The sequence below is a fragment of the Rhizobium sp. P1_E1 genome (assembly GCF_056406015.1).
Genome location: NZ_JBFUAY010000011.1, coordinates 72,012 through 97,603, shown reverse-complemented (window position 1 = coordinate 97,603; position 25,592 = coordinate 72,012). Strand labels below are relative to the sequence as shown.

Here is a 25,592-nt window from a genome sequence, read left to right as displayed (position 1 = left end):
AGCTGGGACACCGTGCGCCCGGTCTCGTCGGCGCGGCGATCGATCATCCCTCGACCTGGTGCGGCATCATAGCCGATGGCCATCACGTCGATCCGAAGGCCTTGCGCACGGCACTGCGCGCCAAGCGCGGCGAAGGCAAGCTGTTCTTCGTCACCGACGCGATGTCGCTTGTCGGCTCGGAGAAGGATTCGTTCACGCTGAACGGGCGCACCGTCCGGCGCGAAAGAGGCGGCTTCTGCTCGAAGCTGGTGCTTTCCGACGGCACGCTGGCCGGTTCCGATGTCGACATGATCTCGACGATCCGTTACGGCGTCACCTATCTCGATCTGACGCTCGCCGAGGCGTTGCGCATGGCGACCCTTTATCCCGCCCGGTTCCTCCGGCTTGCTGATCGAGGCCATCTCTCGCCGGGGACACGCGCCGATCTCGTGCATCTGACCGATGCGCTTGCCGTCACCGCCACCTGGCTCGGCGGCGAAGCGGCCTGAACGCAAAGGCGCGTCGCGATCTTTCAGATTCGCTCTTCGCGCTTTAGATCTTTGTTTTTACGCATGTCGTTATCGCAAAACCGCGGCACACTTTTGCGCGACATGCTCTAGGAGAAGTGGGATGACCGACATTACCGATGCCTATTTCTCCAACCTGATCGGCCGGCTGGAAGAGCTGAAGCAGGTGCTTGCCGAGCCGATGGCGCAGGCAGCAGCCGTCATCCTCGATGCTGCCCACGGCGACAAGCGCGTCTATGTCTTTGGCACCGGCCATTCGCACATGCTGGCGGAAGAGGTGCACTATCGTGCCGGCGGGCTCGCTTTCACCGTGCCGGTGCTCGTCGGCTCGGCCATGCTGCATGAGGGTGCGGTCATCAGCTCGGTCTATGAGCGCACACAGGGCCTGGTGCGGCCGATGCTGGAGCGTTACGGCATGCAGCCGGGCGATGTCATCATCATTGCCTCCAATTCCGGCGTCAACGCCGCGCCCATCGAGGCCGCCGACTATGCGCGCGAAATCGGCGCAAAGGTGATCGCCATCACCTCGATCGCCTATTCCTCAGCGATCGCCAATGGCCGCCGGCGGCTCGCCGACGTGGCCGATGTGGTGCTCGATAACGGGCTGCCGCCGGGTGATGCCGTTGTCAATCTCGAAGGCACGGGGCTTCGGGTCGGGCCGGTCTCGACGGCGGTCGGGGTGACGGTCATCAACGCGATCTTCGCCGAAGTCGCCTCGGAGCTTTCGAAATCCGGCGATGCACCGGTCTATCTCAGCGCCAACATGCCGGGTGCTGCCGAGATCAACCAGAAGCTCGTGCGGAAATACCGGCCGCGCAACCCGCATCTCTGATGATGGGAGCGAAGCGGTGTCGCAATCACAGTTCCGTATGTCACGACATGCTCCTGACGCGATCAAGCGGCAAGAATGGAGCTGACCATCCGAGCCGTCCGCGGTGCCAGCGTCAAACCGATATGCCCGTGTCCAAAAGCAAACACCACGTCCCTTCCTCCTCTTGAAGGCCGGATGACCGGAACGGAATCGGGCATGGAAGGGCGGAAGCCCATCCAACTGCGGCTTGGTTCGCCAAGCGTCGGGAAAATCCTGCGAGCGTTTGCCAACAACACTTCGAGGCGCCTTGGGTTCGAAGGCGCGGTGATGCCTCCGAGTTCCACAGTGCCGGCCACCCGCAGGCGGCCGCGCATCGGGGAAAAATAAAATCCGTGATGCGTCGGGCATACCGGTCGTTCCACCGGCAATGTTTCCATATCGAATTCGAGATGATAACCCCGCTCGGTATCCAGGGGGACCCGCTCTCCGAGCTGCAGAGCCAGACCGCGGGAATGGGCGCCGGCAGCGATCACCGCCGCTCGGGCATGGATGCTGTGGGCCGAAGCCATCATCCTCACTCCGCTCCGCTCACGCGAAATAGTCGTCACCGAGTCTCGAACGAACTCGACGCCCGCTCGTTTGGCGGCGGCTTCCATCACGCTCATGACCTGGCCGGGATCGGTGAAGTTTATCGCTTTCGGAAAGAAAAGCCCTCCGCCATGGACCTGCGGCAGCCGAGGCTCCAGGCTTTGCACCTGGTCGGGTGTGAGAAGCTGCTGCGCTATCCCATAGGTTCGGCGAAGCTCGACATCCGAAGCGGCTGCCTTGAAGGCCTCGGGCGTCTGGTAGAGATAGAGGCATCCCTTCGCGCTCAAAAGATCGGATGCGCCGATCTCTGCCGCGAGTTCGAGCCATTCCGATGAAGCGTCGGACAGAAGGTCGGCGATGCGGCTCGTATTGTCTCTGTATCTGTGCGGGAGAGATTCGTAGGCAAAACGCATCAGCCAAGGAAACAGCGTGGGCAATGCCGTTTTGCGGATGGACAGCGGGCTGTCGGAATTGAGAAGCAGCGAGGCCAGGTTTTTGAGGATGGCGGGCGTACCGACGGGAATGATTGCATAGTCGGCGATCGTTCCAGCATTGCCGTAAGATGCTCCCGAACCGGGTTTGTTAGGTTCGATCACTACGACATCGCGACCGTCTGCACGTAGCCGCAGCGCGGTTGCCACGCCGATCACACCGCCGCCGATGACGGCGATATCTGTCGTTAGTTTGTCCATGTAATTATGTATCTACCTCGGCGCCTTGTGATGCCGCGATCCGTTATGTGAATTCGCCAACCCGGCGGCGCCATGCGCCGCCGGGCCGGTTCGGTTCAATCGAGGACTAAGGCGCGTCGCGATCTTTCAGATTCGCTCCCTGCGCTTTAGCTCTTTATTTCTACGCATGTCGTTGCCGCAAAACCGCTGCACACTTTTGCGCGACATGCTTTAGCCTGGCGAAGCGTAGCGCGCGACATAAGCCGCCGTGCGTGCTTCCGTTGGACGGTCAAGGACATCTCCGGCGGTTCCCTGCTCGATGATAAGACCACCGTCGATGAACACGACCCAGTCGGACACTTCCTTCGCGAAGGGCAGCTCATGCGTGACCAGGATCATCGTCATGCCGTCGGCCGCAAGTTCCCGCATGACGCGTAGAACTTCCCCGGTCGATTCAGGATCAAGCGCCGATGTCGGCTCGTCGAACAGCAACACCGTTGGTTCTAGCGCCAGGGCGCGTGCGATCGCCACACGCTGCTGCTCGCCGCCCGACATCTGTTCCGGATAAGCCATCGCCCGTTTGGCGAGGCCTACTCTCGTCAGAAGTTCCACGGCCCGTTCCACAGCCTCTCTCTCGCCGATCCCGGCTGCATGCATCTGAGCGAGAACGACGTTCTCCACGGCCTTCAGATGCGGGAACAGATTGAAGCGCTGAAACACCATGCCGACACGTTGCCGAAGCTTTGCAAGGTTGCGGCAGGTCACCTCGCCATTGGCGAAGATCGTCTCATCGCCGACGGTGATCGTTCCCTGATCGGGACGTTCAAGCAAATTGACGCAGCGCATGAGGGTGGTCTTTCCTCCGCCGCTCTGGCCAATGATGCTCACGATCTTGCCAGCGGGAACCTCGAGATCGACGCGGTCAAGCACCAGGCGCCCATCGAAAGACTTGCGCAATCCGCTGATTTTGACGGCCGGGCGTCCGACCGGCTGCCGTGACACGAAAGGAGTTTTGGCAGGGATGGTCGTCATGGGCAGATCTTCCCCTCGGCGAGGTAGGTCCTCGCTAATTTCAGCCGGCGCCTTCTGGCCAAGGACAATGGCACGCCCGCATGGATCTTGCGCTCCAGCAGAAGCAGACATTGTGACACCGGGTAGCAGATAGCGAAATAGGCCGTAGAGATCACGAGATACACTTCAAGCCCTCGGAATGTTTCCGAGGCTATCAACTGTGCCTGTGTCATCAGTTCGGCGGCGGAGATCGTGACAAGCAGCGAGGTCGACTTGATCAGGTCGACGAACATTGTGTTCGTACCGGGAAGCGCGAGCCGCACTGCCTGCGGCAGGACGACATGGGTGAACGTTTTGCCGCGCCCTAGCCCGAGAGCTTGAGACGCCTCTTGCTGTCCTTGGTGTACGCCGGCGATAGCGGCCCGAAAGATCTCGGACAGGTAAGCGGCGTAGAAGAGCACCAAGCTCAACACTCCAGCCTCGAAAACCTCCAGCCTGATGCCTACGGAAGGCAGGCCGAAGTATGTGAGGAATATGATCGCCAGAAGCGGTACGTTTTTAAAGAGCTCGGTATAGAACGCTGCAGGGACGCGGACGAGCCGCAGCCGGTTGAGCCTCATCAACGCAAGTGTAAGACCAAGAATCGTCGCGCCAATGAAGCTGGCCACGGTGTAGCCGAGGGTTCTGAGCAGACCCCCGGCAATGCTTCCGACGTAGTCATTCCAGGGAACCTGGAAAACATCGGTGAAGGATGACAGCGCCGTCATGCCCCGATCTCACTTCGCGATGGAAGGCGGGTTCCAGTCGGCGGGACGGTCAACGCCGCGCCGCTGTGCCGCCATCTCGGGCGATGGAACCAGGAACTGCTTGGGATCGCCGCCCCATTTCGTGATCAAAGCCGCAAGGGATCCATCCTTGTACATGCCGTCGATCTGATCGGATACAGCCTTGGCCAGCTTCAGCGACTGCTTGGGAAGGTAGAATCCGGTCATGTAGGCTTGAAAATATTTGTAATCGGGGTGTGCGGCCACCTGTTCGTTTGTCGGCGGCTTCAGATATTCGATGTGGACCTTCATGTCGGGGCGCTGCTGCTGTTGATAGGTGATCAGCAGCGGATCAAGAAAGCCAACGTCCAGACGTCCGGAAGAAATATCCTGGAACACACCTTCGGCGTTCGGGAACGTATGTGGTGATGCGTTAGGGACCTGCGCGATCGATTTCGCCCAGACATACCCCGTCACAGTGCCGAGATTTTTGCCTTCCAGACTCGCAACATCCGGAAAGCTCGCCGTGCCGCTCACCGCCATGGCCGGCGGCGAATAGTACGGAGGGTCCGTGAACAGGCCGACCTTCTGGCGAGCGTCGGACCATGCAATTCCGCCAATGGTTATATCAGCCCGCTGCGTCTGGACGGAAGCCAGCATGCCTGGAAAGTCGGTGACGTTGATTTCCATTTTGAGGCCGAGCTTATCGGCCACGGCTGTCAGGATGTCGCTGTCGAGACCGACCAGCTTTCCATCCTTGACCGCCGTATAGGGCATGTAAGGCTGCACTGCAACGACGAGCGTGCCCGGCTTCATCAGCTCCAGATCGTCGGCGTTTGCAGTGGATGGCACCGCCGTCGCGAATAGCCCCAAACCCAAGACCGCCAAGGCAATAATCCCGTTCGCCTGCGATTTTTTCGTCAATTCAGCATGTTTCATTGGAACCCCTCTTTGTGGTTATATATTGCTGATATATTAAGAATATGCAGACATGATATGGAGTCAAGCAGATTCGTTGAGCGGCTTTTTCTAGGCGGAAAAGCGTCTAGCTATGCTGAAACGGGCAGAGAGAGGAAAACGCTGAATATGTCGGCATTCGAAGTGGATTACGAAGCGGCGGAATCGACACTGGCGGAACGGACGTACATTCGGCTGCGCGACGACATCATTACGACGCTGCTTCCTCCGGGCACACTTCTGCGCGAAGCCGAAATCATGAAACGCATGGACGTCGGGCGCACGCCGGTCCGGGAGGCGATTCAGCGTCTGCAATATGATGGTTTCGTTGTCGTCAGCGCGCGGCGCGGCACATTTGTGAGCAAGATCGATATCAATGATCTTACTGCGGTTTATGAGGCGCGAGCACGGATCGAGTCCTGGGCGACCCGACTAGCTGCGGAAAGGCTGCGCGAGTTCGAGCGGCAAGAAGCGCGGCAACTGATCGATGAGCTCAAGCAAACAACCGGTCCGATGGCGTTGGAGGACATACTTGCTCTCGATCGCCGGGTTCACCGCTTCATTTACAAAGTGGCGAAAAACCCTTTCCTGTCCGATACGCTGGATCACTACCACAATCTGTCGCTGAGAATCCTGTACGTCGCCATGAAACGGTTTCCAAGTTTGGTGCCGCGCCTTGAGGACGTCTTGCATGATCAGGTCCTCATGCTTGAGGCGGTGTGCAGAGGTGACGCAGATGAGGCCGAAAAGATCGCGATGGCTCATGTCATGAGCTTTGAGAGCGAGGTCCGGAAGGTAATCTGAATTCGGATCTGGGGATTGGATGCAGCTTCAGCTGAACGAAGATATTTCCGGCAGAATGGGCCGTCTGAAACGATCTCGTGCTGCGAGTGGACTCGGCATCGACACCTGCCTGAATTCCACATCTCAGTGAGAGGCCGGCGTGAGCCGGCCTCTTGAATAGGCTGAAACCAGGATCAGTCCTTGGCGCGTTCGACGTAGGAATTGTCTTCCGTGGCGATGACGACGCGGGTGCCGGCATTGATGTGCGGGGGCACCAGAGTGCGGACGCCGTTCGACAGCATGGCCGGCTTGTAGGAGGACGATGCCGTCTGGCCCTTGACGACCGGTTCCGTCTCCATGATTTCGAGCGTGACGTGGCGCGGCATCTGGATCGCCAGCGCAATGCCTTCATGCATTGACAGAACGCAGGTCATGCCTTCCTGCAGATAAGCTTTGTCGTCCCCCATCGTGTCGACATCGACGACGACCTGATCGTAGTTTCCAGGGTTCATGAAGTGAAAGCCTTCGCCGTCCTCGTAGAGGAATTGATGGTTCACGTCCTCGACGAAGGCGCGCTCGACCTGTTCGGTGGTGCGCCAACGCTCGGAAACCTTCACGCCGTCGACGATGCGGCGCATGTCGACCTGGGTGACCGGTGTGCCCTTGCCCGGATGAAAGTTCTGGGCGGTGAGAACGACGTAAAGCTTGCCGTCGACATCGAGAACGTTGCCCTTGCGGACCGAAGAGGCGATGACCTTGACCATAAGACTTCCTTGTAACTCGGCTTTCGGCGTCGTAGATGACTGCCGAGACGCTCCGAAGACGCAAATGTTTTTCTTTGGGGCGCAACTAACCTAAAATCCGGGAAATAGCCACCCCCTATACCGGCTTCTCCGGCGAAGAAAGCTTGGAATGAACTCTTCGGCGAAAGCGTCCCCCTGGTGGACCCCGTCCGTGCATGCCGACCGCCGTCCGTTCCTGATCGGGCGCAATGCGATCCAGGCGGCGTTGCGCGGGTTTTTCGCGCGCGAGGATTTCGTCGAGGTGGATACGGCTGTGCTGCAGGTCTCGCCCGGCAACGAGGCACATCTGCATGCCTTCGCCACGGAAGCACTGACGACGGATGGGCAAAAGGCGCCATTCTACCTGCACACCTCGCCGGAATTCGCCTGCAAGAAGCTGCTTGCGGCGGGCGAGGAACGCATCTCGTGTTTTGCCCATGTCTATCGCAACCGCGAGCGCGGGCCGCTGCACCATCCCGAATTCACCATGCTCGAATGGTATCGGGCCGGCGAAAGCTACGAGAGCCTGATGATGGATTGCGTGCGGATCCTGGCGCTTGCAGCCGAAACGGTGAAGACCGGGAAGCTTGCCTATCGCGGCGCCGAGAGCGATCCCTTTGCCGGGCCGGAGCGGATCGGCGTTGCCGAAGCGTTTGAGCGTCATGCCGGCATCGATCTTCTCGCCTCGGTCGCCGCCGACGGTTCGACCGATCGCGACCATCTGGCGGCCGAGCTCAGGCGCGTCGGCATGCGTGTTGCCGATGACGACGGCTGGGCCGATCTCTTCAGCCGGGTGCTGGTCGAAAAGATCGAGCCGTATCTCGGCTTCGGCCGTATCACCATCCTCGACGAATATCCGATCTCGGAGGCAGCACTTGCGCGTCCCTCGGCACGCGACCCCAGGGTTGCCGAGCGTTTCGAGCTCTATGCTTGCGGCGTCGAGCTGGCGAACGGCTTCGGCGAACTTACCAACGCTGCCGAACAACGGCGACGGTTCGAGATCGAGATGACCGAGAAGGCACGSATCTACGGCGAGACCTATCCGATCGACGAGGATTTCCTTGCCGCACTGGCGCTGATGCCTGAGGCAAGCGGCATCGCGCTCGGCTTCGATCGGCTGGTGATGCTCGCAACGGGAGCATCACGCATCGACCAGGTGCTCTGGGCGCCGGTTGCGGAGTACGGAAGATGAATGTCGTCAAACCGATCAAGAGCGTCGACGATCTTGTAAAGGCAGGACTGGTCGCGTCTGCCGATCGCGCAAGTCTCGAGGAGGTTGCCGCGCGTTACGCGATTGCCCTGACGCCTGCGATCAGCAAGCTCATCGACCGCACCGATCCCAGTGATCCGATCGCTCGGCAATTCGTGCCTGATATAGCCGAACTCACGGTCGCCCGCGAAGAGCGCGCCGATCCGATCGGCGATCATGCCCACAGCCCCGTCGAAGGCATCGTTCACCGCTATCCCGATCGTGTGTTGCTCAAGGCCGTTCATGTCTGCCCGGTCTATTGCCGCTTCTGCTTCCGGCGCGAAATGGTCGGGCCGCAGGGCCTCGGCACGCTCGATGCCGCGGCGATGCAGGCCGCTTTCGATTATATCCGCGGTCACGAGGAGATTTGGGAGGTCATCCTCACCGGCGGCGATCCGCTGGTGCTTTCGCCGCGCCGGCTCCACGAGATCATGGAGACGCTTGCCGGGATCGCGCATGTGAAGATCGTGCGTTTCCACACCCGCGTTCCGGTCGTCGATCCCGAAAAGATCGATGCGGCGCTGATCGACGCGCTGAGGGCAAGCGGCAAGACGGTCTATGTGGCTCTGCACGCCAATCATGTGAGAGAACTGACGCCGGAAGCGCGGGCCGCCTGCGCCCGCCTCGTCGATGCCGGCATCGCCATGGTCAGCCAGTCGGTGCTGCTCAAGGGTGTCAACGACGATCCCGCCGTGCTTGCGGAGTTGATGAAGGCTTTCATCGAAATCCGCGTCAAACCCTATTACCTGCATCATCCAGATCTGGCGCCCGGCACCGGCCATTTCAGAGTGACGATCGAAGAGGGGCAGGAGATCGTCGCGGCGCTGCGCGGGCGGATTTCCGGTCTCTGCCAGCCGGCCTACATCCTCGATATCCCAGGCGGTCACGGCAAGGCCGTCGTCAGTGGGAGCGCGATCCGGGCGACCGGCGACGGATGTTATTCCGTCACCGATTATCGCGGTGGCGAGCATTCCTATCCGCCCGCCGATTGAGACAAAAGTCGGCGTTTTGCGTGTCATTTCTGTACTCGCCACGCCAGACGCTAGAGTGTGTCGCAGCGTCGAAATTATCATAAGACACTGATATAAAATGGTTATTTACGACAGTGCGGAAAGGATCGCTAAAATCCTAACTATGAGCCTTAGTCATATTTAACTCAATTAATTAGCGGAATGTTCTGTTTTCCGCACTAAAAGAACGCTCATGACAAGGCGATGAACGCCGGTTCGGGATCATGAGAATCTTGGAGTGATGGGATGAATAAGGCAATCCGCGACCTCGTAGCCAAATTCGGCAACCTTCCAGGGTCGATCGACCAGGTCGCCGACGACGCCGATCTTTATGCGGCAGGTTTGACGTCCTTTGCTTCTGTGCAGTTGATGCTTGGTCTCGAAGAGGCTTTCGACATCGAATTTCCCGACAATCTCCTGAACCGCAAATCCTTCGCGAGCATCTCGGCCATCGCCAGGACCGTCGATCTGATCCGGGACAGCCGGAAGGTCGCGTGATGAATTTCCCCGTCAAGATCATGCAGGACGGTCTTGTCGCAAGGGTGGCCCGCGTCGCCGAAATCGCTGCGAAGCACGCGGATGCCGTTGATGCTGAAGCCCGTTTCCCCCGGGAAGCCGTGGATGCGATGAAGGCCGAAAGGCTGCTCGGCATCCAGGTGCCGCGCCATCTCGGCGGCGAATCCGCCTCGATCACCGAGATCGCCGAATTGTGCTCGCTGCTCGGCCAGGTTTGCGCCGCGAGCGCCATGGTCTTCGCCATGCACCACATCAAGCTGTCGAGCCTCGTTGAACACGGCGCCGACAGCGAATGGCATCGCGGTTTCATGCGCCGCATCGCCGCTGAGCAGCTGCTGATCGCATCCGCCACCACCGAAGGCGGTATCGGCGGAAACCTGCGCAACAGCATCTGTGCGGTCGAGGTCGATGGCGACACGTGCCGTCTCGAAAAGGATGCGACCGTCATTTCCTATGGCTCGCATGCCGACGCCATTCTCATCACCTCGCGTGCCCACGCGCAGGCGGCTTCCTCCGATCAGGTGCTGACGGCCTTCCTCAAGGACCAGTACACGCTCGAGAAAACGCATGTCTGGAATACGCTCGGCATGCGCGGAACCTGCTCCGACGGCTTCCTGTTCAAGGGCGAAGCGCCGGCGCATCAGATCCTGCCGAAGCCTTTCGCGGAGATCGCGGCGCAATCCATGCTTGCCTCCTCGCACCTCTTGTGGAGCGGCGTCTGGTACGGCATCGCCGTCGATGCCGTTGTGCGCGCCCAGGCTTTCGTGCGCGCCGCTGCCCGCAAGGCGCCGGATGCCCAGCCGCCGGGCGCGCTGCGCCTTGCCGAGGTTTCGAACCTGCTGCAGATGGTGAAATCCAACGTGGTTGCCGGCCTCAAGGCCTACGAAGATGCCAAGGCCGATGCCGACAGGCTCTCTTCGATGGGATTTGCGGTGGCGATGAACAACGTCAAAATCGCCTCGTCCGAGACGATCCTGGAGATCGTCAACCATGCGATGCTGATCTGCGGCATCATGGGCTATAAGAACGGCACGCCCTTCAGCCTCGGACGCCATCTGCGCGACGCGCATTCCGCACAGCTCATGATCTCGAATGACCGCATCCTCGGCAACACGTCGAGCATGCTTCTTGTCCATAAGCAGGACACTAGCCTACTGGGGTGACAGTCATGGATATGCAGACCTCGTTTCTGGACCGGCTTTTCGAATCCGGCCTGCTGATCGATACCGGCATCGACGGGCTCTACGGCCGTAGCGGCCAGTTCGAAGACGTGATCGCTGCCTTCGAGCGCCTGATCGACACGTTCGGCGGCGCCGATGGTGCGGAGGCCATGCGCTTTCCGCCCGGCATGAACCGCGCCTTCTTCGAAAAGAGCGGCTACATGAAGAGCTTTCCGCAGCTCGCCGGCACGGTGCACAGCTTCTGCGGCAGCGAGCTTGATCATGTCAGCCTGCTGCAATGCATGGAAGTCGGCGAGGACTGGACCAAGGGGCAGGAGGCGACCGACATCGTGCTGACGCCGGCTGCCTGCTATCCGCTCTATCCGACGATCGCCAAACGCGGCAACCTGCCGAAGTCGGGCGGCCTCTTCGACCTGCAATCCTATTGCTTCCGCCATGAGCCGTCGAAAGACCCGGCCCGCCAGCAGCTGTTCCGCATGCGTGAATATGTCTGCATGGGCACCGAGCTGCACGTCACCGATTTCCGCCAGCGCTGGATGGATCGCGGTGTCGAGATGATGAAGGCCGTCGGTCTCGAGGTGACGATCGACGTCGCCAATGATCCGTTCTTCGGCCGCGCCGGCAAGATGCTCGCCAATAATCAGCGCGACCAGAACCTGAAGTTCGAGCTGCTGATCCCGATTACCTCGGCTGCCAATCCGACCGCCTGCATGAGCTTCAACTACCATCAGGATGCCTTCGGCACCAAATGGGGTCTCAATCTCGAAGACGGCAGTGTCGCGCACACCGCCTGCGTCGGCTTCGGACTGGAGCGCATCGCCCTTGCCCTCTTCCATCATCACGGGCTCGATGTGAAGCAATGGCCGGCCAGCGTACGGAAAGCGTTGTGGGGCTGAGCAAATCGATGACATCGGTATTTTCGGGAATCGACCCGGAAACCTACCGGGCGCATGCGCTGCATTCCGGCGAGCGCGCCTGGCCGGAAACCAATTGCTATGTCGATCTCTGGATCGAAGTGCTGGCGACATCAGGCGTTGCACCAGAGGCGATGCTGGGTTTTACCCTGACGCAGGATTTCGAGGGCGACCAGTTCACCTTCTTCAAGGTGCCGCTCGAGGATCTCGAAGCGCTCTACGGCATTCGTGCGACTGAGCTTGCCATCTACGACCGTGTCGAACGCCATGCCGAGGTTCAGATCGCGCGGGGCCGTCTCTGCCTGATCGAAATGGATTCCTTTTACATGCCGGATACGCGCGGCACCGCCTACCGGCAGGAGCACGGCAAGACGACGGTTGCGATCAACCGCCTGGATGTTGCGGCAAAGCGCGTCGATTATTTCCACAATGCCGGTTATTTCCGTCTCGAAGGCGAGGATTTCGACGGTCTGTTCCAGCTGCAGCTGACGGAAAACGACCCGCCGTTCCTGCCCTACACGGAATTTGCCCGATTCCCGGAAAGACCGGCTGATGAAGAGCATCTGCGATCGACCGCGCGGCGGCTGGCCGGCTTTCACTTCATCAGGCGTCCCCGCGAAAACCCGATCCGCGCCTTTGCAAGCATCTTTCCGCAACAGGTCGAGGCGGTGGCGGAACGGCCGTTCGGCTTCTTCCATAAATACGCCTTCAACACGCTTCGCCAGGTAGGCGCCAATTTCGAGCTGGCGGCCGATCATCTCACCTGGCTCTCCCCTGGTGAATTTGCGGCTGCCGCCGAGCATGCCAGGCGCATTTCGGAGGTGGCGAAATCGGTGCAGTTCCAGCTTGCCCGCGCTGTCACCCGCAAGAAGTTCGAGCCGTTGCAGGCAGCTCTTGATCCTGCCGCCGATGCATGGGATTCCATGATGGCGTCGCTTGCGGGGCGAATCTGAGGCCGGAGATCTGACCATGCGGGGGCGTTTGGCGAGCATCGGTGCCGAGGAAAGTCTACTTTCCGAAGGCTGGAACCTGATCCTGACGGAGCCGGGCGCCTGCGCCGTGCCGCACGACATCCCGCTCTCGGCGCAGTTGATTCCAGCACCGGTTCCCGGCACCGTCGCCGCCGCGCTTGAAAAAGCCGGGCTCTTCGACCGGGAAAATCCCGAGCCGCTGAACACACGGGATGCCTGGTATCTCTGCCGGCTTTTCGATGCCGAGCCCGGCGACGCGATCCTGCGTTTCGAAGGACTGGCGACGCTCTGCCATGTCTTCCTGAACGGCCAGGAAATCCTGTTTTCCGAGAGCATGTTCACGGCGCATGAGATTCCGGTGACGCTTTCGGGCGGCGATGAACTGGCTTTGTGCTTCCGGGCGCTCGGTCCCCGCCTGTCGGAGCCGGGGCCTCGTGCGCGCTGGCGGCCGCAGATGATCACGCCGGCGGGCTTGAAGAATTTCCGCACGACGCTGCTCGGTCATATGCCGGGCTGGTGCCCCGATATCCATGCCGTCGGGCCATGGCGGCCGATTTGGATGGTGCGGCGCAATCCCGTCTCGATCGACAATGTCTCCATCCGCGCCGTATTCGAGGAGAGTGGTGTCGGCCGTCTCAGCGTGTCCCTGCATAGCAATGCCGAGAATCCCTCAATGCTGCTGCGCTGCGGCGGGATGGAGCAGCCCTTCGAGAAGGTTGGGGACAGTCATTACTCGGCTATCCTCAAACTTTCCGACATCGAGCCCTGGTGGCCGCACACGCATGGCGCTGCGCGTCTCTATGAGCTGACGCTGGTTTCCGACGGGGTGGAATATCCGCTCGGCAGGACCGGCTTCCGGCGCATCGACGTCGACCGCGGTGCAGATGGCGATGACTTCGCGCTCCTCGTCAACGGCGAACGCATCTTCTGCCGTGGCGCCGTGTGGACGACGGCCGATATCGCGCGATTACCGGGCGGGCGGGCGGATTATGAGCCGTTCCTGCGGCTTGCCGCCGGAGCCGGCATGAACATGATCCGCATCGGCGGCACCATGGCCTACGAAACGCCTGATTTCTTCGCGCTCTGCGACGAGCTCGGTCTGCTCGTCTGGCAGGATTTCATGTTCGCCAATTTCGATTATCCGCGCAACGACAAGGCTTTTCTCGGTCACGTGCATGCGGAGGTCGAGGAATTTCTGCACGGCGTGCAGGCGTCGCCTTCGCTGGCCGTGCTCTGCGGCGGCAGCGAAATCCACCAGCAGGCGGCAATGCTCGGTCTGCCGGCGGAATTCTGGAGCGGACCGGTCACCGATGAAATCATCCCGGCGGTCGTCGCGCGCATGCGCCCCGATGTGCCCTATGTCCCGAACTCGCCCTATGGCGGAGCGATGCCCTTTTCGCCGAATGCCGGTATCGCCCATTATTACGGCGTCGGCGCCTATATGCGGCCGATTGCCGATGCGCGCCGCGCCGATGTGCGTTTTGCCTCCGAAAGCCTCGCCTTCGCGCATGTGCCGCAGCAGAGGACGCTGCAACGTCATATCGACGTGCCCGCCGTCCACAGCCCGCTATGGAAGGCTCGCGTGCCCCGCGACCGCAGCGCATCGTGGGATTTCGAGGATGTCCGCGACTTTTACTTGCAGCTTCTCTACGGTTTCGATCCGGCCCAGCTGCGCCGCGAAGATCCGGAACGCTATCTCGATCTCTCCCGCGCCGTCACCGGCGAGGTGATCGAAGAGACTTTTGCCGAATGGCGGCGCAAAGGCTCGGCCTGCAATGGCGCGCTTGTCTGGACGCTGCAGGACCTGCTGCCCGGCCCCGGCTGGGGGGTGATCGATTCCACCGGAGAGCCGAAGCCCGTCTGGTATGCGATGCGCCGTGCCTTCCGGCCGGTTCAGGCAATCTTCACCGACGAGGGAACGAACGGTCTCGACGTGCATGTCGTCAACGAGACGGATGCCGCGCTCGACGTCGAGCTCGAGGTCGTCTGCCTGCGCGACGGAAAACAGCAGGTCGTCAGCGGCAGCAGGGCCTTCAAGCTGGCGGCAAGGGACACGGAGCGCCTTGCCTGCACCGCGCTGTTCGGCGCCTTCTTCGATACGACCTATGCCTTCCGTTTCGGGCCGCCGGCGCATGATGCAAGCGTCGCACGCCTGCGCTCGCTGGTAGACGGCGCCATTCTCGCCGAGAGCTTCCACTTCCCCTGCGGACGGGGGAGGGCGCTGCATGACGCAGGGATCGAAGCATCATTCGGCAGAGACGACGACTGGTTCGTCGATCTCAGGACCGACCGGCTGGCGCAATCGGTGCATATCGACGTCGAGGGCTATCGGGCCGACGACGACTGGTTCCACCTTGCCCCCGGCGCGATGCGGCGGGTGAAGCTCCACCCGCTGTCCGGCGCGGAAAGCGATACTCCGCCTGCGGGAGAGATCAGAAGTCTAGGCAGTTCGCATCGCGTCGCAATCGAGGGCTGATGCCCCTGCGAAGAATGATGCCGATCCATTGGGAAAGACCGTGATTTGAGAACGATATACCGCCTTCTGCGCGCCCATGTCCTGCAGCGGCTGATCCCGCGGTCGCGTGTTGCCTTCAACCCACGCAGGCCGGTGGAAGTCGTCGGTTATCTCTCGATGGCGGTCGGTGTCGGCGAATCGGCAAGGCTCTGCGCTGACGCATTGTCGGAGGCGGGGCTGGCGATTTCACTCTCCGACGTCAGCACGCATCCTGACGAGAATTCATTCGCCGGATGGACGCCGTCGCATCTTTCCACCGAACCGGCGGGAAGCCGGATCTGGCATCTTAATCCGCCGATGCTGCCGCGCGCCATCCTGAAGAAGGGCGTTGCGAATTTCAGCCGCGCTTTCAACATCGGCTATTTCGCCTGGGAGCTCGAAGTCGTGCCGGCGGAGTGGCGCAATGCGATGCATTACATGAATGCCGTCTTCGTGCCGTCGGAATTCACCAGGCGGGCGATTGCGCCTCTCACCACGGCGCCCGTCATCGTCGTTCCGCATCCCGTCACCGAGAAGCCGGCGACCGAAGGCATGCGCCAGAAATTCGGCATCGAGGAAGACGCCTTTCTCGTCAGCTTCATCTTCAGCGCCGGCTCCTCGATCAACCGGAAGAATCCGCAGGCCGTCATCGGGGCCTTCCGGATATTCGCCGCCGAATGCCCCAGCGCCTTCCTCTTGATGAAGGCCAGCGGCGATATCGGCAAGGACGAAGGCCTGCGCGAACTGGTCGCTTCGGTTAAGGGCGACAACCGGATCAGGATCGTCACCGACAGGTTATCGAACTCCGATATCAACGGCCTCATCCGCTGTTCCGACGCCTATCTTTCGCTGCATCGTTCCGAAGGTTTCGGGCTGACGGTTGCCGAGGCGATCATGCAGCATACGCCCATCATTTCCACGGCCTGGTCGGGAACAGTAGATTTCTGCGATCCCGACAATAGCTGGCTGGTTGGCTCTCCCCTTATTCCTGTGGTCGATACCCATCCCGAATTTGCCGGGCTCGAGGGTGCAGTCTGGGCCGACCCCTCACCCGAGGCGGCGGCCGGGTACTTGAGGGAAATTTTCCGCGCGCCCGAGCGTGCACGAGAGAAGGCCGGGAAGGCGCGGGAGTTCCTGCTGCGCTACCTTGCGGAAAACAGCTACGAGAAGGCGCTTCAGACATTGACGGCGATGCAGGCCAGCTAAGCTGAGGTCGTCACTCCGCTTTATTTTAACATTTTCGCATTAGAGATGGCGGGTATGCGGCGGTAGGCCGATCCTGACGGATGGACAGATGTCGAAGGGTATTATCGCAAACTCGGTGATGAACGCGGCGGCAGGCATGCTGCTGCTTCTGACGGGCTTCGTTTCCTCGATCATAACCGCGCGGTTGCTCGGGCCGGAAGCCAACGGCATCGTCGCCTTTTCGCTCTGGCTGGTGGTGACCGGCGCCTCGATTGCCGAGCTCGGCTCCAGCATCACACTGCTGAAGACGTTGCCGCAACTTTCGGCGGAGGGTTTCGATGCGCGCCGCCGGCGGGGTTTTGCCGCCATCCTCGTCAGCTTCATGATGTTCTCGACCGTCGTGCTGCTGGCGCTCTACGCGCTGTTCTTCCTGACGTCCGAAAAGATGCACTGGGCCGACACCGCGCCATCCGTCGCTCTGGTCACCGGCGTGCTGTTCTTCATCCAGGCGATCGGATCCTTCGTCAAATTCTACCTGATCGGCGAAAAGAAGCTTGGCGCTTTCTTTAAGCTGACGGTCGCCGTCTCGATCGTGCAGCTTGCCGGCGTTGCCGTCGGTGCCGTTTTCTATGGCGTCGAGGGTGTTCTCGTCGGTTATGCGCTCGGCCAGCTGGTCCTGTTTTTCGCCACGCTGCCGATCCTTCTTGCACGGCGCGACTGGTGCGGGGTCTCGCTGAAATATCTCGCCTCTTCCTCCGTCATCCTGTCGATCCAGTTCATCATCGATTCCATTTTCCTCAACCGGCTCGAGCTGCTCTTCCTGCAGCAGTTCTGGTCGGTGGAGATGGTCGGTTATTATGCCGTCGGCCTGTCGATCGCGAATATCGCGTTGCAATTGCCGATCCAGATGACCGGCAGCCTGCTGCCCTATTATTCCGAGCGGCGCCACAGCAGCGACGATTCGACATTGCCGGTCGAGGTCTTCGCCGCCGTCACCCGCAGCATGGCCTATATCGTGCTGCCGATGAGCCTCGGGCTTGCCGCGATCTCCAGCGAACTGGTGCTCGTGGTGTTCGGCGAAGCGTTCCGCCGCAGCGGAACGGTGGTGGCGCTGCTTGCGCTCGTCGCTCCCGCCTATACTTTCATGCAGATCCTCAGCCTCTACCTGCTGTCGATGGACAGGGCCCGCTCCCGCCTGAACATCAGTGTGATAGGTGGCCTACTGATGGTAGCGGGTTGTTTACTGATCGTACCTAGGCTTGCGGCCGAGGGTGCTGCACTTGTGCGCATCCTCGTATTCGTTGCGATGTCGGTGATGATGATCAGACAGACAGGATTCGGATCCCAGCTTTCGGGTCTTTACGCAAGCCTGACGAAGGTGACGCTCGCCTCCGTCCTCTGTGCTTGCGGAGCGATTTCCGTGCTGGAATTCGTCCAAGGTCCGGCCGGATTGGTCGGCGCGATCATCGCCGGCGCATTCGCCTATTTCGCGGCGCTCCGTGTGCTGCGCGCCGTGCCGGGCGAGGATGTCGAAGTCATGCGCTCCATTCTCGACAAGATGCCGTCCCTGCTGCGGCGACCGGTTGGCCACGCGATCAATTTCATCGCGCCGCGGCTTCCCGGCGATCCCGATCGCGCCAAAGTCGCGCCCGGCGAATTCTCGCTGGAACCGGCCGAGGGGGCGGGACGCAACGCTGCCCTGCCTGTCGTCTTCGACGGCACGATCGGGCTGTTCATGCCTGAGAATCCTCTCACGAAGAAACGTTCGGCCGCCGTGCTCTTCGTCAGCCCCTGGGGTTTCGAGGAGATGTGCAGCCGCAAATTCTTCCGCGTCGCGGCCGAGCATTTCTCGGATATTGGCGTGCCGAGCCTGCGCTTCGACTATCGCGGCACCGGTGACGCGCTCGATTTCGGGGCGCTGCCGGCAAGGCTGGAAACCTGGGAAAACTCGATCCGTGCGGCAGCTGACAAGCTGAAGTCGCTGAGCGGCTGTGACCGTATCATCCTCATCGCGCAGGGCCTCGGCGCGACGCTTGCCCACCGCGTCGGTTCTTCGATCGAAGGCGTCGACAGCCTCGTCATGCTGGCGCCGGTGCTGAGCGGCAGGGCCTATCTGCGCGAACTCAACATGTGGTCCAAGATCATCGATGCCGATCTCGGCCTCGGCAAGGAGCATGTCCAGACCGCGAAGGTGCAGATCGCCGGGCTCGTCATGCCCGAGGAAATCGCTGCCGAGCTCGGCAAGCTCAACATCGCCTCGCCGCAGGGGCTCGCAGCCTCGCGCTATCTGATCCTCGAACGTCCTGCCAAGGCCGAGGATACCGGCTTTGCCGATGCGCTGAAAGCGCTTGGCGCCGATGTCGAGCAGAAGGCCTTCGAAGGCTATGACGAACTCGCCACCAATCCGCTGTTTGCCAAGACGCCGATGGCTGTCGTCGCGCTGCTGACGACGTGGCTGGAGGCAACAACGACAGAGACATCCGCCGCCCATTCGCCGGCGGTGATCGACAACCCGCTGCTTGCCGGCGATGATTTTGCGGAAACGCCTGTCCGTTTCGGAAGCCATAATCATCTGGTCGGCGTCGTCAGCCGGCCGCTCGGCGAGATCAAGGGCAATGCCGTGCTCTTTCTGTCGACGGCCTATGACCGGCATGCCGGCTGGGGACGGACGACGGTCGACATGGCGCGCGAGCTCGCCCGCCAAGGCGTCGTGTCGCTGCGTTTCGATTCCGCCAATGTCGGCGACAGCCCGCCGCGGCCGGATGCACCGGAACAGGTACTTTATTCCGATACGCAGACCGGAGATGCGGTCGCCGCGCTCGATCTGCTCGAAGGCGTCGTCGCCGGCCCGGTCATGGTCGCCGGCCGATGCAGCGGCGGCTATGTCGCCTTCCGCGCCGGCGTCGCCGACGAGCGCTTGAAGGCTGTCGTGTCGATCAATCCCTTCGTCTATTACTGGGATCCTGACATGCCGGTGCGCAGGGAGCATGTCGTCTCCGTTCCCCGCAGCCTGGATGACTACAGCCAGCGCCTGGCGCGGCTCGACACGCTGAAGCGGCTGCTGCGCGGCCAGGTGGATGTTGTTTCGGCGCTGCAGAATATCGTCATCGCTGCCGGCCGCCGGCTGTCGCCGTGGATCGCGCCGGTGCTCGAGCTGCTTCCCGACCGGCGCCATATCGCCCGCGAGGTCCGGCACTCCTTCGCGCTGTTCGGCAAGCGCAGGGTGCCGTTGACGCTGATCTACAGCGAGGGCGATGTCGGGCTCGACCACGTCTATTTCCACTTCGGGCCGCGCGGCGCCAGGCTCTCTCGCTATCCGAACGTGCGCCTGCTGATGCTGCCGGATGCCGACCACAATCTGACGCCGCCGCAATCACGCAAATTTGTGCTCGACGAGATCATCCGTCTCGCCAGAGCATGACCGGGATTTCAGCTAAAGCGGTTCAGCTTTTGACGGAAGCGCAGGACCGCTCTAGCCTTTTGTTTTTACGCAATTCCGGACGGAAAACCGCTTCGCACTTTTCCTGGAATTGCTCTGAAGCATGTCGCGCAAAAGTGTGCAGCGGTTTTGCGCCGAAGACATGCGGAAAGCAAAGATCTAAAGTCTGGCAAGCGAATCTGAAAGATCGCGACGCGCTTTAGGCGGGATCAGATGTTTTCCGCGGCGACGACATCAAGCGATCTGTAGAGATCGATATAGCGTTCGGCGACGATATCCCAGGAATAGCCGCGCGCGGCGTCGAGAAGCCCGGCCCGCACCACGTCCGGTTGGCGCGAAAGGTCTTCATAGGCCGTTTCGATCGCCGTGGCGGCGGTCTCAGGATTCGTGAAATCGGCAAGCATGAGAACGGGATGCCGGGCGGCAAGCGTCGCAAAGGCATCGTTGGCGTTCAGCACCGGCAGGAGGCCGGCGCTCATCGCCTCCAGCGCCACCAGGCCGAAACCTTCATATTCCGAGGCGGAGGCGAAAATCGAGGATTCTGCGATGATGCGCCGGATGGTGTCGTTGTCGGGCGACACATGCAGGGTGACGCGGCCGGAAAGATGACGGCGTTCAATTGCGCCTTCGACATCCGCCCGGTTCAGGTCGGATTCGGCGCCGACGATGTCGAGATGCCATTCCGGGTCGCGGGTCTTCAGCGCGGCCATCGCATCGAGCAGATGGTCGATGCGCTTGTTCACGGAGAACCGGCCGATCGTGACGATGCGGCGCTTTGCCCGGCGTGATGCGGTGTCGGCGAACTTGCCGATATCGGCGCCGTTTTCGATCAGGAGACTGTCTGGCACGATCTCGGAAAACTGCTTGAGGTCGGAGGCGCTGCAGCAGACGACGCGGCGATAGGCCATCGCTGAAGCGCGGGTCAGCGTCCGGAACCAGATCTTCTTGATTGCCGCGTATTTCCGCGTGTGGAAGAAGCCGCCATGGGTGGTGACGATCATCGGTTTTCCGTGCAGCAGCCGGCCCCAGGCGAGCGCGTCGAAGAAGAAGTCGATGGCGTGGACATGGACGAGATCGGCATCGGCGAGATGGCGGAAAACCTGCGGTGCCAGCGGATAGCGGCTGGAGCCGGACCAGGGAATGCGCACCACCTCGATGCCGTCGATATCTTCGCGAAGCGGCAGCTTGTCTTCAGGCGCGGTGAAGAGCGAATCCAGCGTGACGACGCGCACGCGGTAACCGCGGCGCACGGTCTGGCGGGCGAGATTGGCGACCACGTCTTCCAAGCCGCCGCGATTGGGCAGGAATTGGCGCACGACATGGACGATCAGCGGAGCTGTTTCCAACTTCGGCTTCGCGCGCACCCTATCTGCCTCGACGATCGACATTTTCCACCTATCGCTGCACGTGCCGGCCCGCGCTGATGCGGGCCCGTGATAACAACGACCAGATATGCCCGGCGTTAAGGCGCGGTTTAGGCGACCGCTTGCGAGGGCCAATCTTCGCGAAAAGGGTTAACCGTGTCTGACGGGAATTTAGAGCGTTTCCGTTTTTCTCGAATCACGGAAACGCTCTATCTCTTTTGTTTTCACGCAATTCCCGGCAAAAGCGTTTCACGCTTTGCCTGGCAAAACCGCGACGCACTTTTGCTGGAATTGCTCTAGAATGCCTTGAAGGTCAGCGTGGTCAGCGAGCGGACGATGCCGGGAATATTGGCGATGTTGTCGTTGATGAATTTGCCGATATCCTGGCCTTCCTCGATATAGACCTTCAGCAGCAGATCGTAGTCACCGCTTGTGGAATAGAGCTCCGAGACCAGTTCGGTCTGGTAGATAGCGTCGGCGACATCATAGGTCTTGCCGGGTGCGCATTGGAGCTGGACGAAGATCGGCTTCATGGAGATTTCCTGCAATGTTGTTTGGTAGGCATAATGGTCGAAAGCGCCATGCCGATGCAAGCCGTTCGTCACACAGACGGGTTGGTGGTGGCTTCCGCGACGATCCAGTCACGAAAGGCGGCAAGCGGCGCATAATCGGCGCGCTCGGGCGGAAAGGCGAGATAATAGCGCTCGCGACTTTCCATTTCACGGTCGACAGCGGCGACGAGATCGCCGCGCCTGATCTCCTCCTGCATCAGGAATGTTGGTAGCAGGGCGACGCCGAGGCCGGCGATCGCCGCCTGCGCGGCCGTGGCGAACTGGTCGAAGAGCATGCCGTGGACGTTTTCGAAGGAAACGTCGTTGCTGGCGAACCACTGCTCCCAGGCGTCGGGACGTGTCGTCAGATGCAGAAGCGGAACGGCGAGCAGATCCTCCGGTCCTGAGATCGCATATTGCTTCAGAAAATCCGGACTGCAGGCCGGCACCGTGCGCTCCGACATCAGGAAGGCGAGTTCGGCGCCCGGCCAGTGCGGATGGCCGAAATGGATGGCGGCGTCGATCGAATCGAGGCGGAAATCGAAGGGTGAAAGTCGGGTCACCAGATTGATGGTCACGCCGGCATTGGCGGCGAGAAAGCGCCCCAGGCGCGGCGCTAGCCAGCGCGTGCCGAAGGTCGGCAGGATGGCGAGATTGAGCGTGCCGCCATGCGGATTGGCGCGCAGGTTGAGCGAGGCGCTCGATATCCGCCGCAGCGCCTCGCGAATCTCGCGGGCATATCCGTCGCCGGCAAGCGTCAGCCGCATGGTCTGGCGTTCGCGCAGGAAGAGCTCGACGCCGAGCTGCTCCTCCAGCGCGCTCACCTGGCGGCTGACGGCGCTCTGCGTCAGATCGAGTTCGCGCGCCGCTGCGGTCACGCTGCCGGTGCGGGCAACCGCCTCGAAGGCGGCGAGATGCGAAATCGATGGCAGAAAACGTCTAGACGTTAGCATGGTCATTCCATTTCAGAATGGGCTATTTCCGAAATAGCGATATTTGCGGCTTTGTCGCGCGTGTAAAGAGGTTCTTCCTGCAAAAACGGAATGAGCCGGAGTTTCCCAATGCCGCAAGCCTTCGTTTCCCCAGACCGCATCCGATCGCTGTTCACCGAGGCGATGTCGCAGATGTACCGGGCGGAGGTGCCGCAATACGGCACGCTGATCGAACTGGTGGCGGATGTGAATGCCGGCTGCCTCGAAAACGATCCCGATCTGCGCGAACGTCTGGCCCAGGCCGGCGAGCTGGAGCGCATCGATGTCGAGCGCCACGGTGCCATCCGGCTCGGTACGGCTGACGAGCTCTTCACCATTCGCCGGCTGTTTGCGGTCATGGGCATGCAGCCGGTTGGCTACTACGATCTTTCGGTCGCCGGCGTGCCGGTTCATTCCACCAGCTTCCGGCCCATCGACGAGGCAGCGCTCAACGTCAATCCATTCCGCGTCTTCACCTCGCTGTTGCGATTGGAGCTGATCGAGGACGAGGGGTTGCGCGGCGAAGCCGAAGCCATTCTGGCGAAACGGCGGATCTACACGCCGCGTGCCGTCGCGCTGATCGAGCGCCACGAGCAGAACGGCGGCCTGACCGAGGCGGAAGCGACGGAATTCGTCGCCGAGGCGCTGGAAACCTTCCGCTGGCATGGCGAAGCGACAGTCAGCGCCGAAACCTATAAGCGGCTGCATGATGCRCATCGGCTGATCGCCGACGTCGTCAGCTTCAAGGGGCCGCACATCAACCATCTGACGCCGCGCACGCTCGATATCGACGCGGTCCAGGCCCGCATGCCGGAACGCGGCATCACGCCGAAGGCTGTCATCGAAGGGCCGCCGCGCCGTCATTGCGATATCCTGCTGCGACAGACGAGCTTCAAGGCGCTGGAGGAAACGATCGCCTTTTCCGGTGATGACGGTGCGATTCAAGGGACGCATACCGCCCGCTTCGGCGAGATCGAACAGCGCGGCGTGGCGTTGACGGCGAAGGGCCGGGCGCTCTACGACCAGCTGCTCGCCTCGGTTCGCGGCGAGGTGCAGGTCGGCGCCGGCGGCGCCAAGGCCAGCGCCTACGACGACGAACTCGCCGCGCGTTTCAAGGCACTGCCGGATAGCTGGGATGAGTTGCGCAGGGCGGATCTGGCCTACTTCCGCTATGCCGCGACGCCTGCGGGCATTGCCGCCGCGCTCGGCAGCATGCTGCCCGGCGATCCGGAGGCGCTGATCGCCAAGGGTTACCTTGCCTTCACCCCGATCGTCTACGAAGACTTCCTGCCCGTCAGCGCGGCCGGCATCTTCCAGTCGAACCTCGGCACCGACCAGCAGCAGAACTACGCGACCCGTTCGAACCGTGACGCCTTCGAGGCAGCACTGGGTGCTACCGTTCAGGACGAGCTGGCACTTTACGCCGAACGCCAGGCTGCATCGCTGGAATCGGCGCTGGCCGCGCTCGACCTTGCGGGCCTGCCGCTGAAGACCGTTGCGTGAAATGGCAGGTTCAACACTTTCTCTTATGCATTAGAGTATCCGCGATTTCGCTCTGATCGGACTGAGCCATGCTGAATGATCCGCGCTCCCACGGCCTCTGGGAAAAGACAGCGCCCGAAGCGCCGACGACCTCGCCTCTCGACGGCGCGATTTCGGCCGACGTCGTCATCGTCGGCGGCGGTTACACCGGCCTCTCTTCCGCCCTGCATCTTGCCGAAGTCGGGTCGAAGGTGGTGTTGCTGGAGGCCAAGGAGATCGGCTTCGGCGGTGCCGGGCGCAATGTCGGGCTGATCAATGCCGGCATGTGGGTGATGCCCAACGATCTGCCCAGCGTGCTCGGCCCAGTGCATGGCGAACGTCTGCTCGATCTGCTCGGCAATGCGCCGAAGCTCGTCATGGAGCTGATCGACAAGCATCAGATTGCCTGCGAACTCGAACGGAACGGCACGCTGCATTGCGCGGTCGGCGCGGACGGACTGAAGGAGATCGAGGATCGCGCGGCGCAATGGTCCGCCCGCGGCGCAGCCGTGACGCTGCTCGATGCGGCGGAAACGGCAAAACGCATCGGCAGCGATGCCTATACCGGTTCGCTGCTCGACAAACGCGCCGGCACGCTGCAGCCGCTTGCCTATGCGCGCGGCCTTGCCCATGCCGCCGTCAAGGCCGGCGTCGCCATTCATACATCCAGTCCGGTCATCGCTACTGAGCGGAATGGCAGCCGCTGGACCGTGAAGACGGCAAGCGGCGAAGTCAGCGCCGAGTGGATCATCGTCGCGACAGATGCCTACAGCACCGGTCCGTGGGAGCAGGTGCGCAGCGAACAGGTGCATCTGCCCTATTTCAATTTTGCCACCGTGCCGCTCGGCCACAATCTGCGTCAGTCGATCCTGCCGGGGCGCGAAGGCGCATGGGATACCAAGGAAATCCTCTCCTCCTTCCGCATGGACCAGGCCGGCCGGCTCGTTTTCGGCAGTGTTGGGGCGCTGCGCAATACCGGGTTGGCCATACACAAGGGCTGGGCCAAACGCGCATTGAAGCGGCTCTTCCCTATTATCGGCGATGTCGAATTCGAGTGCGAATGGTATGGCCAGATCGGCATGACCGACAATGCGCTGCCGCGCTTCCACAAATTCGCCCCGAATGTCGTCGGCTTTTCGGGTTATAATGGCCGCGGCATTGCGCCTGGCACGGTCTTTGGCCGCACGCTGGCAGAGCATATCCTCGGCCGGATTGGCGAAGCCGATCTGCCGCTGCCGCTGACCGCGCCCAGCGAACCGAGCTTCCGTGCGCTCAAGGAAATATGGTACGAAGCCGGCGCTCAGGTCGCCCATTTCGCYGATGCACGCTTCTAAGCACAATAAGATTGGAAAC

At 61.4% G+C, this 25,592-nt stretch carries 22 protein-coding genes; 14 read left to right on the top strand and 8 right to left on the bottom strand.

The genetic code is table 11. The annotated features are described in order from the left end of the window. Together AC1D1Z_RS07170 and AC1D1Z_RS07165 are read left to right on the top strand one after the other, a co-directional pair. Positions 1-488: amidohydrolase family protein (locus AC1D1Z_RS07170; protein ID WP_477849968.1), on the top strand; the 488-nt coding region annotated here is incomplete at its 5' end. Positions 489-609: 121 nt separating this feature from the next. Continuing rightward, complete coding sequence (locus tag AC1D1Z_RS07165) at positions 610-1,338, top strand: SIS domain-containing protein (protein WP_131605686.1); 729 nt, start codon at positions 610-612, stop codon at positions 1,336-1,338. Between the two features lie 62 nt (positions 1,339-1,400). Here the strand turns inward: AC1D1Z_RS07165 and AC1D1Z_RS07160 are convergent, their stop codons facing one another. The 4 genes from AC1D1Z_RS07160 to AC1D1Z_RS07145 form a co-directional block, all read right to left on the bottom strand. Continuing rightward, entirely contained in the window at positions 1,401-2,597 is a 1,197-nt protein-coding gene (locus AC1D1Z_RS07160; protein ID WP_130653274.1) for an NAD(P)/FAD-dependent oxidoreductase, read from the bottom strand. A gap of 210 nt (positions 2,598-2,807) precedes the next feature. Beyond that, positions 2,808-3,608 (bottom strand): amino acid ABC transporter ATP-binding protein, encoded by an 801-nt coding sequence (locus AC1D1Z_RS07155; RefSeq protein ID WP_131605685.1) that lies wholly within the window; start codon positions 3,606-3,608, stop codon positions 2,808-2,810. Next, positions 3,605-4,354 (bottom strand): amino acid ABC transporter permease, encoded by a 750-nt coding sequence (locus AC1D1Z_RS07150; RefSeq protein ID WP_131605684.1) that lies wholly within the window; start codon positions 4,352-4,354, stop codon positions 3,605-3,607. The genes AC1D1Z_RS07155 and AC1D1Z_RS07150 overlap by 4 nt, the downstream gene beginning before the upstream one ends. 9 nt (positions 4,355-4,363) lie before the next feature. Beyond that, a complete protein-coding gene (locus AC1D1Z_RS07145; protein WP_131605683.1) occupies positions 4,364-5,290 on the bottom strand; it encodes a substrate-binding periplasmic protein in 927 nt (308 codons plus the stop codon). 147 nt (positions 5,291-5,437) lie between these two features. Here AC1D1Z_RS07145 and AC1D1Z_RS07140 point away from each other — a divergent pair, with 147 nt between their 5' ends. Next, a complete protein-coding gene (locus AC1D1Z_RS07140) occupies positions 5,438-6,112 on the top strand; it encodes a GntR family transcriptional regulator (protein ID WP_018244037.1) in 675 nt (224 codons plus the stop codon). Positions 6,113-6,285: 173 nt separating this feature from the next. Here AC1D1Z_RS07140 and efp read toward each other — a convergent pair whose 3' ends face one another. Further along, positions 6,286-6,855 (bottom strand): elongation factor P, encoded by a 570-nt coding sequence (efp, locus tag AC1D1Z_RS07135; RefSeq protein WP_018244036.1) that lies wholly within the window; start codon positions 6,853-6,855, stop codon positions 6,286-6,288. A gap of 148 nt (positions 6,856-7,003) precedes the next feature. Between efp and epmA the strand changes: the two genes are divergently transcribed. From epmA to AC1D1Z_RS07090, 9 genes are all read left to right on the top strand, one after another. Further along, a complete protein-coding gene (gene epmA / locus AC1D1Z_RS07130) occupies positions 7,004-8,065 on the top strand; it encodes an EF-P lysine aminoacylase EpmA (RefSeq protein WP_018244035.1) in 1,062 nt (353 codons plus the stop codon). Further along, positions 8,062-9,114 (top strand): lysine-2,3-aminomutase-like protein, encoded by a 1,053-nt coding sequence (locus AC1D1Z_RS07125; RefSeq protein WP_028733575.1) that lies wholly within the window; start codon positions 8,062-8,064, stop codon positions 9,112-9,114. The genes epmA and AC1D1Z_RS07125 overlap by 4 nt, the downstream gene beginning before the upstream one ends. A 264-nt stretch (positions 9,115-9,378) precedes the next feature. Next, a complete protein-coding gene (locus AC1D1Z_RS07120; protein ID WP_477849963.1) occupies positions 9,379-9,630 on the top strand; it encodes an acyl carrier protein in 252 nt (83 codons plus the stop codon). After that, positions 9,630-10,811: an acyl-CoA dehydrogenase family protein gene (locus tag AC1D1Z_RS07115; RefSeq protein WP_047620243.1), complete on the top strand. Its 1,182-nt coding sequence runs from the start codon at positions 9,630-9,632 to the stop codon at positions 10,809-10,811. Before AC1D1Z_RS07120 ends, AC1D1Z_RS07115 begins: the two co-directional genes overlap by 1 nt. 5 nt (positions 10,812-10,816) lie before the next feature. After that, positions 10,817-11,725, top strand: coding sequence for an amino acid--[acyl-carrier-protein] ligase (locus AC1D1Z_RS07110; protein ID WP_112905519.1), 909 nt, complete (start codon positions 10,817-10,819; stop codon positions 11,723-11,725). 8 nt (positions 11,726-11,733) lie between these two features. Further along, positions 11,734-12,696 (top strand): DUF1839 family protein, encoded by a 963-nt coding sequence (locus AC1D1Z_RS07105; protein ID WP_115157642.1) that lies wholly within the window; start codon positions 11,734-11,736, stop codon positions 12,694-12,696. Between the two features lie 16 nt (positions 12,697-12,712). Next, complete coding sequence (locus tag AC1D1Z_RS07100; protein WP_131605682.1) at positions 12,713-15,190, top strand: glycoside hydrolase family 2 protein; 2,478 nt, start codon at positions 12,713-12,715, stop codon at positions 15,188-15,190. A gap of 45 nt (positions 15,191-15,235) precedes the next feature. After that, positions 15,236-16,414: a glycosyltransferase family 4 protein gene (locus AC1D1Z_RS07095; protein ID WP_113542533.1), complete on the top strand. Its 1,179-nt coding sequence runs from the start codon at positions 15,236-15,238 to the stop codon at positions 16,412-16,414. An 88-nt stretch (positions 16,415-16,502) separates the two neighbouring features. Then, entirely contained in the window at positions 16,503-19,814 is a 3,312-nt protein-coding gene (locus AC1D1Z_RS07090; RefSeq protein WP_131605681.1) for an oligosaccharide flippase family protein, read from the top strand. 227 nt (positions 19,815-20,041) lie between these two features. Here AC1D1Z_RS07090 and AC1D1Z_RS07085 read toward each other — a convergent pair whose 3' ends face one another. From AC1D1Z_RS07085 to AC1D1Z_RS07075, 3 genes are all read right to left on the bottom strand, one after another. Next, positions 20,042-21,220, bottom strand: a complete 1,179-nt coding sequence (locus AC1D1Z_RS07085; protein ID WP_113542531.1) for a glycosyltransferase family 4 protein — start codon at positions 21,218-21,220, stop codon at positions 20,042-20,044. 272 nt (positions 21,221-21,492) lie between these two features. Next, positions 21,493-21,729, bottom strand: coding sequence for an Lrp/AsnC ligand binding domain-containing protein (locus AC1D1Z_RS07080; RefSeq protein ID WP_003543721.1), 237 nt, complete (start codon positions 21,727-21,729; stop codon positions 21,493-21,495). Positions 21,730-21,797: 68 nt separating this feature from the next. Then, positions 21,798-22,706, bottom strand: coding sequence for a LysR family transcriptional regulator (locus AC1D1Z_RS07075; RefSeq protein ID WP_131605680.1), 909 nt, complete (start codon positions 22,704-22,706; stop codon positions 21,798-21,800). An 84-nt stretch (positions 22,707-22,790) separates the two neighbouring features. On the opposite strand from AC1D1Z_RS07075, the gene hglS reads away from it, so the two are divergent. Both hglS and AC1D1Z_RS07065 read left to right on the top strand, forming a co-directional pair. After that, the gene (gene hglS / locus AC1D1Z_RS07070) at positions 22,791-24,221 is read left to right on the top strand and encodes a 2-oxoadipate dioxygenase/decarboxylase HglS (RefSeq protein ID WP_131605679.1); all 1,431 of its coding nucleotides are present in this window, start codon (positions 22,791-22,793) and stop codon (positions 24,219-24,221) included. Between the two features lie 68 nt (positions 24,222-24,289). Continuing rightward, a complete protein-coding gene (locus AC1D1Z_RS07065; protein WP_131605678.1) occupies positions 24,290-25,573 on the top strand; it encodes an NAD(P)/FAD-dependent oxidoreductase in 1,284 nt (427 codons plus the stop codon). The last annotated feature ends 19 nt before the right edge of the window (positions 25,574-25,592 follow it).

Bases quoted from the DNA above. Each gene is read 5' to 3' on its own strand.
- AC1D1Z_RS07165 (WP_131605686.1), top strand. From the start codon at position 610: ATGACCGACATTACCGATGCCTATTTCTCCAACCTGATCGGCCGGCTG.
- AC1D1Z_RS07160 (WP_130653274.1), bottom strand. From the start codon at position 2,597: ATGGACAAACTAACGACAGATATCGCCGTCATCGGCGGCGGTGTGATC.
- AC1D1Z_RS07155 (WP_131605685.1), bottom strand. From the start codon at position 3,608: ATGACGACCATCCCTGCCAAAACTCCTTTCGTGTCACGGCAGCCGGTC.
- AC1D1Z_RS07150 (WP_131605684.1), bottom strand. From the start codon at position 4,354: ATGACGGCGCTGTCATCCTTCACCGATGTTTTCCAGGTTCCCTGGAAT.
- AC1D1Z_RS07145 (WP_131605683.1), bottom strand. From the start codon at position 5,290: ATGAAACATGCTGAATTGACGAAAAAATCGCAGGCGAACGGGATTATT.
- AC1D1Z_RS07140 (WP_018244037.1), top strand. From the start codon at position 5,438: ATGTCGGCATTCGAAGTGGATTACGAAGCGGCGGAATCGACACTGGCG.
- efp (WP_018244036.1), bottom strand. From the start codon at position 6,855: ATGGTCAAGGTCATCGCCTCTTCGGTCCGCAAGGGCAACGTTCTCGAT.
- AC1D1Z_RS07125 (WP_028733575.1), top strand. From the start codon at position 8,062: ATGAATGTCGTCAAACCGATCAAGAGCGTCGACGATCTTGTAAAGGCA.
- AC1D1Z_RS07120 (WP_477849963.1), top strand. From the start codon at position 9,379: ATGAATAAGGCAATCCGCGACCTCGTAGCCAAATTCGGCAACCTTCCA.
- AC1D1Z_RS07115 (WP_047620243.1), top strand. From the start codon at position 9,630: ATGAATTTCCCCGTCAAGATCATGCAGGACGGTCTTGTCGCAAGGGTG.
- AC1D1Z_RS07110 (WP_112905519.1), top strand. From the start codon at position 10,817: ATGGATATGCAGACCTCGTTTCTGGACCGGCTTTTCGAATCCGGCCTG.
- AC1D1Z_RS07105 (WP_115157642.1), top strand. From the start codon at position 11,734: ATGACATCGGTATTTTCGGGAATCGACCCGGAAACCTACCGGGCGCAT.
- AC1D1Z_RS07100 (WP_131605682.1), top strand. From the start codon at position 12,713: ATGCGGGGGCGTTTGGCGAGCATCGGTGCCGAGGAAAGTCTACTTTCC.
- AC1D1Z_RS07090 (WP_131605681.1), top strand. From the start codon at position 16,503: ATGTCGAAGGGTATTATCGCAAACTCGGTGATGAACGCGGCGGCAGGC.
- AC1D1Z_RS07085 (WP_113542531.1), bottom strand. From the start codon at position 21,220: ATGTCGATCGTCGAGGCAGATAGGGTGCGCGCGAAGCCGAAGTTGGAA.
- AC1D1Z_RS07080 (WP_003543721.1), bottom strand. From the start codon at position 21,729: ATGAAGCCGATCTTCGTCCAGCTCCAATGCGCACCCGGCAAGACCTAT.
- AC1D1Z_RS07075 (WP_131605680.1), bottom strand. From the start codon at position 22,706: ATGACCATGCTAACGTCTAGACGTTTTCTGCCATCGATTTCGCATCTC.